Here is an 8970-nt window from a genome sequence, read left to right on the forward strand (position 1 = left end):
TCACCGCGCTGGCCCGTACCGCCGCCGCGCACGGCGCCCGGGTCCTCACCCGTGTCCGCGCGCTGCGGCTGGCCGCCGGGGGCGCCCGGTTCCGCGACGAACTCACCGGCGAGGAGGGGGAGATCAGGGCGCGGGCCGTCGTCAACGCGACCGGCGTATGGGCGGGCGGCCTGGTCGAGGGGCTGCGCGTACGACCTTCCCGGGGCACCCATCTGGTCCTGCGCTCACGGCGGCTGGGCTCCCTGCCGGCCGGGCTGCACATCCCGGTCCCCGGCGAGACCAACCGCTTCGTGCTGGTCCTGCCGCAGGGCGACGGCCGTACCTACGTCGGCCTCACCGACGAACCGGTGGAGGGCGAGATCCCCGACGAGCCCGACGTGCCGGAGACCGACATCGGCTTCCTCCTGGACGTCCTCGGCTCCGTGCTGGACACCCCGGTGCGCCGGGACGAGGTGGACGGCGCCTTCGCGGGACTGCGCCCGCTCCTGGACACCTCCGCGCCCGGGTCGGCCGGGGAGCGCACCTCCGACATCTCGCGCAGGCACGCCGTGCTCACCTCCGGCGAGGGTGTGGTCACGGTGGTGGGCGGCAAGCTGACGACGTACCGCCGTATGGCCGAGGACGCCGTGGACGCCGCCGTCGCCGCTCACCGGCTCCCGGCCGGGCCCTCCCCCACCGCCGCGCTCCCCCTGGTGGGCGCCGCCGAACCGGCCGCCCTGCGCCGCCTGCCCGCGCCCACCCGGCTGGTCCGCCGCTACGGCACCGAGGCGACGGCCGTGCACGCGCTCGCCGAGCGCGACCGGAGCCTGGCCGAGCCGGTGATACCCGGCCACCCGGTCACCCGCGCCGAACTCCTCTGGGCGGTACGGCACGAGGCCGCGCTCGTGCCGTCCGACCTCCTCGACCGGCGCACCCGGATCGGCGTCGTCCCGCACGACCGGGCCGAGGCGCTGGAGACGGCGCGGGAGATGCTGGCGCGGGGGTAGGGGTTTCGCCGTAGGGGTCCGGGGGGAGTCGGGGCGGATGGTGTCACCCGGTCCGGAGCAGGCGCGTCCCGCTCCGCGCGAGACCCCCGGCGCGCACGGCGCCTCCGGGCGGTCGGCCCTGCTGCGCTTCGACGGCTGGATCACCGGCATCGGCACGGCCTCCGGTACCCGGCTGGTGCTGGGCCACTGGCCGCGCTCGCCGTTCGGCCCGTTCAGCGACGTGATGGTGGAGACCGCCGAGGGCCACCGGGTGCTGCTGGCCCCGACCCGCCGGACGGCGGACTTCATCGCCGGGACGTACGGCTTCGACGAGGTCAGGGTCGTCCCCGTAGGGGTACAGACCGAAGGCGCCCACTGGAACGTGGACGCCGGTCCGCTGCTCACCCTCCGTTTCACGGTCGGCCGACGCGGGCCGCTGGGGCTGCTGCTGCGGGCGGTGCCGGGACGGGTGGCGGCGAGCACCGCGTGCGCCACCGCGTTCGACCCGCTCGCCCGGCTGCTGCTGGGCCTGCGCACCCGCGGCTCGGCGGGCGGCGGCCGGTACGAGTGGTACGGCGCCCGCGATCTGCGCCGGGTCACCGCCGCGAAGGCCGTGTACGAGGGGCGCGACCTCGGCGCCATGGGCCCCGTCGCGCCGCCGGTGCTGTTCGGCTTCGGCTCGACACCGCGCGGCCCGAGCCAGGTGCGGGTGACGACGACGGTACGGGTGCCCGGGGGTCAACGGGTCTGAGCGGGCCCCTCCGAGCCGCCCGCGTCCTCTCCCCCGGCCGCTTCGTATCGGTCCAGTTCCGTCAGCAGCACGCGCAGGAACTCCCTGGCCGCGTGGATGTCGTCGCCCGGGATCTCACCGAACACCGCGCGGTGGGTGGCGGCGGCGCGCTCGGTGACGCGGCCCAGCGCCTCGGCGCCCGCGCCGGTGAGGACCAGGAGGGGCGAACCCCGATGGTCCGGGTTGGGCTCGAAGGCCGCGAGGTCCCGCTCGACCAGGTCGCCCGCGACCCGCTGGACGTTCTGCCGGCTCACCCCGAGCCGTCGCGCCGCCTGCGGAACAGTGAGCGGACTCTCCGCCACCACGCTCATCACCTGCCAGCGGGCCTGTGTGAGCCCCTCGGCGGCGGCGGTCTTCTCCCCCAGCCGCCGCAGCGCCCCCGCCGCCTCGTACATGTCCGCGACCAGCAACGCCGCCTCGTCACCCATGCCCAGCCTCCTGACCTGCCACTTCACTGTCGATGCGACAACAGACTGCCACATCCACAACACCGGGCCATTTTGACAATATGTTGTCACAAGGGCAACGTGTCACCCATGACCCCACACATCGCCGTCCCGGCCCTCAAGGCAGCCCTGGAACGCGGCGCCTCCGCCCGCCCCAGGGCAGGCGGCTTCCCCTACCTCGCCGAAGCCCTCCGCCAGGCCGGAACCACCCTCTGCACGATGACCGTCCCGTCCGGGGCGATGCTCTACGTCACCGACGCCGGCCCCGTCGCCGTCCAGGGCGATCCGCTGATCAGCGGCATGACCGACGTACCGCCGTTCGACCGCACGGCCCTGCTCACCGCGCTCCGCGCCGACCAGGCGGGCGAGACCTCGTTCCCCGAGTTCGTGCGCGGCTGCTGGGAGGCGGGGGTGGTCCGGTACGACGTGGATCTGACGGGGCGGACCTGCGTCTATCGGGGCGCGCGGGGTGAGACGTACACCGAGTCGTATCCGGCGGTCGACCTTCCGCCGCCGCCCCTGGAAAGCCCAACCCGCCCCAGCCCTCTCACCTCTCGCGGACCTCGCACCACTACCACCCCTTGAGTACCGGACCGGCCGCCCACCCCACAGCACGACGCCAGGCGAAGCGGCCGTACGACCGCCGCAGGCGCGACACCTGAGCGGGACAGGACTGTCGCCGCCATCGAGCGCACCTCGCACGGGAGCCGGTCGCGGGTCGGATCACCCCGGGTGACCGCCACCCTCGGCGGCGAGCCGGAGCTCGAAGCCGTCGAGGAGGGACCGGAGCCCGAACTCGAAGGTGCTGTCGGGCGCCGCGGCGTACTCGGCTGAGGCCGCGGTGCCGAGGCGTTCACGCAGACGCGGGAAACGCATGGCAGTCTCGGCGGCGCGTGCCATGGTGTCGGCCATCAGCCGCTCGGCGTCCGCGCCGTGCTTGCTCAGCCGGCGATGCAGAGAGACCTGCGCAGCGGGTCCGAGCGCACTGCCGAGCACGAAGGTGAACACGGCGGCCGCCGCCCGGTCCGCGTCGGCGGCGGTGAAGCCCGCCTTCTCGTAGATGGCCAGGCCGAGATCGTTGTACCGCGCCTGGCCGGGCCCGTGCAGGAGATGACCGCCGAACGCCTGGACGAGCCAGGGATGCCGGGTGAGCATCGCGTGCATCCCACCCGCATGGGCGGTGGCGGCCGCACGCCAGCCAACGGCGTCGAGGTCGGGCAGCTCGACCTCGTGCCAGATCGCGTCGCCCGCGAGCCGGACCAGGTCGTCCTTGGTCTTGATGTGCCAGTAGACGGCCGTGGCAGCCGAGCCGAGCCGTTTCGCCAGGCTCCGCATGTTGAGACCGTCCAGCCCTTCGTCGTCGAGCAGCTCGATGGCCGTACGGACGATCAGGTCGGCGGTGAGGGTGTCTCGCGGCATGGCCACCACCCTACTTGAACTTAGTTCACGAACTCTTGCACTTTGTTCAAGGCGGCCCTACGCTGCCTCTCGTACTTAGTACAAGTATCTGGAGGGGGAACCATGTCGCAGGACAGACTGGCCGAATTCGTCAAGGCGCAGGCCGCGGAGCTGGACATTCCCGGTGTCGCCGTCGGGGTCCTCCTGGACGGCCGGGAGATCCACGCCTCGCACGGCGTGACGAACCTCCGAAACCCGCTGCCGGTCGACGAGAAGACGCTGTTTCCTCTGGCGTCGGTGTCCAAGACCTTCACGGCGACCGCGCTGATGCGCCTGGTCGCCGAGGGAAAGGTGGACCTGGACGCGCCGGTACGCCGCTATGTGCCCGAACTCAAGCTCGCCGACGAACAATCCGCGGCGCGGATCACCGTCCTGAACCTGCTCAACCACACCGCGGGACTCGACTGGAACCTGATCGACGACGGCGAGGGCGACCGCTCCCTGGCCGGGCTCGTGGCGAGACTGCCCCAACTGCCGCTGATCGCACCGCCCGGCGCCCGCGCCTCCTACAGCCAGGCCGGTTACAACCTCGCCGGCCGGATCATCGAGAAAGTCACGGGCCTGCCCTTCGAGCAGGCCGTGGCCACGCTCGTCCTCGAGCCCGTGGGCCTCGCGGACACCGTGTACGGCCTGTCCGAAGTGATGGTCCGCAAGTTCGCCGTGGGCCACAACCGCGGCGACGACGGCGAACTGCGCCCCGCCCGGCCCTGGGGCGCCTTCAAGGAGGGCGCCCGCCGCGACAACCCCGGTGGCGGCCTCGCCTCCTCGGTGAGCGACCTGCTGCGCTGGGCACGCTTCCAACTCGGCGACGGCGAGGGCGTACTGCCCGCCGCGGAGCTGCGCCGGATGCGGGAACAGACGGTCGCGCTGCGCGCCAGCACGCTCGGCGACGGCTTCGGCATCTGCTGGTTCCTGCACGACCTCGACGGCCTGCACGCCATCGGCCACGGCGGCTCGGGCAACGGCCAGTTCGCCGAGCTGCTCATCGTGCCCGAGCGCGACTTCGCGGTGGTCTCCCTGGCCAACGCCGGTCCGGACGGTTACTCCTTCAACCAGTCCGTCGCGCGCTGGGCGCTCGAGCACTACCTCGGCGTCGTCGAGAAGACGACCGAGCCCGTCCCGTACGACGAGAGCCGGGCCCGGCAGGTCGTCGGACGCTACGAGATCGATGCCATGAACCTCGACCTCGCCACCGACGGCACCCGCCTCACCCTGGCGGTCGGAATCAAGCCGGAACTCCGTGAGGCATCGGCCGACGAAATGCCCCCGGACCACCCCGCCGCGGACATCGGCTTCCTCCCGGGCGACGGCGACGAGTACATCGTCACCGAAGGCGGCCTGCAGGGGCAGCGCGGCTACTTCTCCCGCGACACCGACGGCACGGTCACGGGCATCGACCTCGCCGGCCGGCTCTTCAACCGGGTCACGGGGGCATTCTGACCCGCCGCCGCGGGGGCGAACCCGAGCGGCCGCCCCCGCCACCCCGCGGCCTCCGGAGTCGGGCAGAACCCGGTGGCTCGGGTCGGCGGTCCTCCCTGCCCGTCACAGCGCCTCCGGCGGCCGGTGGCCCACCCGGAACCCCACCGCCGCGACCAGCACGATCGCGCACGCCGTGAACACGATGCCCGCCTCGCGCACGTCGAGGGCCGCGGCGAGGGCGCCCACGCCGACGACGGGCAGGGAGATGCCCAGGTAGGCCACGACGAAGAAGGCCGAGATGGTGGCGCCCCGATGGTCCGGGGGCGCTGCCGAGCCGACCGCGGTGAGGCCCGCGCGGAAGGCCATGCCCTGGCCGATCCCGCCCGCCACCGCACCGGCGAGCAGCACCGGAAGCGACTCGGTCAGCAGGGAGACACCGACCAGCACCAGGCCCGCGGCGAGCACCGCGCAGCCCGTGGGGAGTGCCGTACGCGGGCCCAGGCGTCCCATGAGGAGCTGGCCGACGGTCGAGGCGCAGAACACGCAGAACACGACGGCGCCGGTGACGGCGAGGTTGTGTTCGCCCAGTGTCTCGGTGAGGAAGGCGGGGGCGACCGCCGTGAAGAGGCCGAGCAGGGAGAACCCGGCGAACGCGGCCAGCGCGCTTGGCCCGAACACCCCGCGCACCTGCGGCGGGATCGTCATGCCCTGGGGGCGCAGGGGTGGGCGGCGCCCGGAGTGGTGGACCGTCTCGGGGAGCAGGGCGGTGACGGTGGCCGCGACGGCGAGCAGGCCCAGGTGCACCAGGAAGGGCAGCGTCAGCGGGTAGGGCGCGTACTGCGCGAGGAAGCCGGAGAGCAGCGGGCCGAGTCCCAGGCCGCCCATGTTGGCCGCCGTGGCCGCGAGCGCGGCGCGCCCCCGCCGCCCGGCCGGTGCCAGGTCGAGGACCGCCGCCGTACCCGTGCCGCTGAGCAGCCCCGCCGAGAAGCCGGACAGCACCCGGCCGACGTAGAGCAGCGGCAGCCCCTCTTCGAAGAGGAAGCAGACCGCGCTGAGCGCGGACAGGCCCAGGGCGCAGCCCAGTACCGGGCGGCGGCCCAGGACGTCGGAGGCGCCGCCCGCGACGAGCAGGGCGGTGATGACGCCGACGGCGTAGACGGCGAACACCACCGTGACGATCAGCTCGGAGAACCCGATCTGCTGCCGGTAGAGCCCGTACAGCGGGGTGGGGAGCGTGGTGCCCATCATGCCCACGGCGAAGACGCCCGCGGCGGCCGCGTAGCCCGGCCGCCGCCGACGCCGCCGGGCGGGCTCGGTGTCGGAGTCGATCACGCTCCACCATAGGCACGGGCACCCCGCGCGGGACCGGCGCGGCTACGCCGGACGTGCCGGGGCACCGGCTCAGAGCTTCGTGCCCCCGTCGACCCGCAGGATCGTGCCGTTGACGTACGAGGCCCGGTCGCTGAGCAGCCAGGCCGCGGCCTGCGCGATCTCCTCGGGTTCGGCGGCGCGGCCCAACGGGTTGAGCCCGGCGATCCGGTCCAGCACCCCGGGCGACTCGGCCTCCCAGGCGCGGATCATCTCCGTGAGCGTGCCGCCGGGCGCGATGGCGTTGACGCGGATGCCCTCGGGGCCGTAGGTGACGGCGGCGGACTCGGTGAGGCTGTTCAGGGCGCGCTTCATCGCGCCGTAGACCGGCAGTTCGGGGTTGGCACCGTGGCTGCCGACGGAGGAGTTGTTGACGATGGCGCCGCTCCCGGCGGTGGCCCGGATCGCGGCCACCTCGGCGGCCATGGCGAGCCACTGACCCCTGAGGTTGACCGCGTAGACGTGGTCGAAGTCGGCCTCGGGGGTCCGGTCCAGGGGGCCGGGGTGCTGGATGGTCGCGCCGTTGTTGAAGGCGACGTCCAAGCGGCCGTAGAGGTCGACGGCGTGCTGCACCGCGGCGCGTACCGAGTCGGCGTCGGCCAGGTCGCACACGGTGTACGCGGCGGTGCCGCCGTCGGCCGTGATCTCCTCGGTCACCGCCTTCAACTGGTCCTCGGTGCGCGCGGCGAGCAGCACCCGGGCACCCTCGCGGGCGAACAAGCGGGCCGCGGCGGCGCCGATGCCGCGTCCGGCCCCGGTGACGAAGGCGACCTTGCCGGCCAGCAGGCCGAGGGGGGTGGTGGTTGTGTCGTTCATGTCTCCGAGCCTGCGCCGTCTCCGGGAGCCCATCCAGGTATCACCGGTACCTGGACGGAACTCGGCCGGTACCCCGTCGCGCGGGCGGGACGGCGGAATACTGGAGGCGTGGACAGAGGACAACTGGCCGGGTTCCTGCGCAGCCGACGGGAGCGGATCGCGCCCGCCGAAGTGGGGCTGCCCGCCGGGGCACGGCGGCGGACGCCGGGGCTGCGGCGCGAGGAGGTGGCCGAGCTGGCGTTCATCTCGACGGAGTACTACACACGGCTGGAGCAGGCCCGGGCCCCGCACCCCTCGCGCGAGGTGCTGGCGGGTCTCGCGCGGGCGCTGCGGCTGTCGGACGCCGAGCGCGACCACCTCCACCATCTCGCGGGCACGCCCCCGGGCCCGCCGCCCGGACCGCCGCGCGAGGTACCGCGGAGCGCCCTCGACCTGATCCACCGGCTCCCCGGCTCCGCCGCGTTCGTGACCTCGGCGACCTACGAGGTGCTCGCCTGGAACGAGTTGACGGCCGCCCTGATGGAGGACTTCTCCGCCGTACCCCCGCGCGACCGCAATCTCGTACGGCGCACCTTCCTCGGACCGGGCCCGAAGGGCGGGCGGCTGTACGGCGTGTCCGACGCGGACGCGTTCGCGCGCTCCTGCGTCCGAGGGCTCCGCTCCGCCGCCGCGCGCTACCCCGACTCCCCGGAGGTGGCCGCGCTGATCGGTGAACTCCTCGCCGGGAGCCCGGAGTTCATCCGCCTGTGGGCCGCGCACGACGTGGCGGCCGAGCACACCCTGACCAAGACCTTCCACCACCCGGCGGTCGGCCCGGTGACCGTGAACTGCGACGTCCTCCATCTCCCCGACCGGGACCAGAACGTCGTCATCTACACCGCCGCGCCCGGCTCACCGTCCGAGGAAGCGCTGCGGCTGCTCGCGGCCGGGCACGTGGAGGTATCCGGCTGAGGCAAACGGGCGGAATCGGACACGGTTCCGTGACTTCGGTCACAGCGTTCGCGCGACCTACGCGGGCCGCTTAGTAGACGGCACCCTGACGACAAGTGGGATTTGTCCGTCTTGGTGTGGATGTGGATCATTCCTGACCGCATGGGGTGATCTTCACTCGGCGCCGACTCTCGTTTTTGCGCACGCACAGGGTTTCTGACGGCACGGCAGGGGTGGGCCGACCCGCTGACGACGGGTCGGCCCACCCCTGCCTGTACGTACGGCCCGCTTCTGTCCTACGAAGCGCAGTAGTACGAGCCGCTCTTTGCGCAGCCTGTGAACGCTTCCTAAGAATGGCGTCTCGCAGAGCGTCTTCGCAGTTGAGAAGGCGAAGTCCGCGCAATGGCAGTGAGGTCACACATGGCAAAGCACCGCAAGCAGCAGCATTACCGGCGGATGGTGATCGCCGCCGTCGCCGTCGGCGCGGTGGGTGTGCCCTCCGCCGCCATGGCCTGCGTCAAGTGGGGCGGCGACGACACGGGGTCGCAGTCCGGCTCGGCGCCGTACCGCACCGCGTGGGACCGGCAGCAGGACACGGCGGACCAGATCACGCGGAGCTGGGACCACACGAGCCCCGAGGGCCACCGCGGCAGCCCGGCTCCCGCCTCGACGACGCCCGAGACCCCGGCCGCGACGCCCTCCGCCCCCGAGCACCGCGAACACCGCGAGCGCGCCGAGCGCCCGCACACCGCTCCCGCCCGCACCCACGCGGCACCCC

General features: G+C 73.3%; 9 protein-coding genes and 1 pseudogene. 6 read left to right on the forward strand and 4 right to left on the reverse strand.

Translation table 11 applies throughout. The annotated features are described in order from the left end of the window. On the forward strand, positions 1-986 hold a 986-nt coding region (locus GTW40_RS09300; RefSeq protein ID WP_161179692.1), incomplete at its 5' end, for an FAD-dependent oxidoreductase. Positions 987-1023: 37 nt separating this feature from the next. Then, complete coding sequence (locus tag GTW40_RS09305; protein WP_161179693.1) at positions 1024-1716, forward strand: hypothetical protein; 693 nt, start codon at positions 1024-1026, stop codon at positions 1714-1716. Here the strand turns inward: GTW40_RS09305 and GTW40_RS09310 are convergent. Continuing rightward, positions 1704-2183: a MarR family winged helix-turn-helix transcriptional regulator gene (locus GTW40_RS09310; protein ID WP_161179694.1), complete on the reverse strand. Its 480-nt coding sequence runs from the start codon at positions 2181-2183 to the stop codon at positions 1704-1706. The two genes, GTW40_RS09305 and GTW40_RS09310, sit on opposite strands and share 13 nt — an antisense overlap. A 108-nt stretch (positions 2184-2291) precedes the next feature. On the opposite strand from GTW40_RS09310, the gene GTW40_RS09315 reads away from it, so the two are divergent. Continuing rightward, entirely contained in the window at positions 2292-2786 is a 495-nt protein-coding gene (locus GTW40_RS09315) for a DUF1398 family protein (RefSeq protein WP_161179695.1), read from the forward strand. A 138-nt stretch (positions 2787-2924) separates the two neighbouring features. On the opposite strand, the gene GTW40_RS09320 is transcribed toward GTW40_RS09315, so the two are convergent. Next, a complete protein-coding gene (locus GTW40_RS09320; RefSeq protein WP_161179696.1) occupies positions 2925-3620 on the reverse strand; it encodes a TetR/AcrR family transcriptional regulator in 696 nt (231 codons plus the stop codon). A gap of 102 nt (positions 3621-3722) precedes the next feature. Between GTW40_RS09320 and GTW40_RS09325 the strand changes: the two genes are divergently transcribed. Beyond that, positions 3723-5099 carry a serine hydrolase domain-containing protein gene (locus GTW40_RS09325; protein WP_161179697.1) on the forward strand — a complete coding sequence of 459 codons (1377 nt, stop codon included), beginning with the start codon at positions 3723-3725 and terminating at the stop codon, positions 5097-5099. Positions 5100-5201: 102 nt separating this feature from the next. On the opposite strand, the gene GTW40_RS09330 is transcribed toward GTW40_RS09325, so the two are convergent. Both GTW40_RS09330 and GTW40_RS09335 read right to left on the reverse strand, forming a co-directional pair. Further along, positions 5202-6410, reverse strand: a complete 1209-nt coding sequence (locus tag GTW40_RS09330; protein ID WP_161179698.1) for an MFS transporter — start codon at positions 6408-6410, stop codon at positions 5202-5204. A gap of 69 nt (positions 6411-6479) precedes the next feature. Beyond that, positions 6480-7262 carry an SDR family oxidoreductase gene (locus tag GTW40_RS09335; RefSeq protein ID WP_161179699.1) on the reverse strand — a complete coding sequence of 261 codons (783 nt, stop codon included), beginning with the start codon at positions 7260-7262 and terminating at the stop codon, positions 6480-6482. Between the two features lie 108 nt (positions 7263-7370). Between GTW40_RS09335 and GTW40_RS09340 the strand changes: the two genes are divergently transcribed. Together GTW40_RS09340 and GTW40_RS09345 are read left to right on the forward strand one after the other, a co-directional pair. After that, a complete protein-coding gene (locus GTW40_RS09340; protein WP_161179700.1) occupies positions 7371-8213 on the forward strand; it encodes a helix-turn-helix transcriptional regulator in 843 nt (280 codons plus the stop codon). Positions 8214-8612: 399 nt separating this feature from the next. Further along, positions 8613-8970: pseudogene (locus GTW40_RS09345) on the forward strand (CAP domain-containing protein); the annotation flags it as partial.

The sequence above is a fragment of the Streptomyces sp. SID4985 genome, from assembly GCF_009863025.1.
Classification (GTDB): domain Bacteria; phylum Actinomycetota; class Actinomycetes; order Streptomycetales; family Streptomycetaceae; genus Streptomyces.

Coding starts and splice junctions, on each gene's coding strand:
- GTW40_RS09305 (WP_161179693.1), top strand. CDS start 1,024: ATGGTGTCACCCGGTCCGGAGCAGGCGCGTCCCGCTCCGCGCGAGACC.
- GTW40_RS09310 (WP_161179694.1), bottom strand. CDS start 2,183: ATGGGTGACGAGGCGGCGTTGCTGGTCGCGGACATGTACGAGGCGGCG.
- GTW40_RS09315 (WP_161179695.1), top strand. CDS start 2,292: ATGACCCCACACATCGCCGTCCCGGCCCTCAAGGCAGCCCTGGAACGC.
- GTW40_RS09320 (WP_161179696.1), bottom strand. CDS start 3,620: ATGCCGCGAGACACCCTCACCGCCGACCTGATCGTCCGTACGGCCATC.
- GTW40_RS09325 (WP_161179697.1), top strand. CDS start 3,723: ATGTCGCAGGACAGACTGGCCGAATTCGTCAAGGCGCAGGCCGCGGAG.
- GTW40_RS09335 (WP_161179699.1), bottom strand. CDS start 7,262: ATGAACGACACAACCACCACCCCCCTCGGCCTGCTGGCCGGCAAGGTC.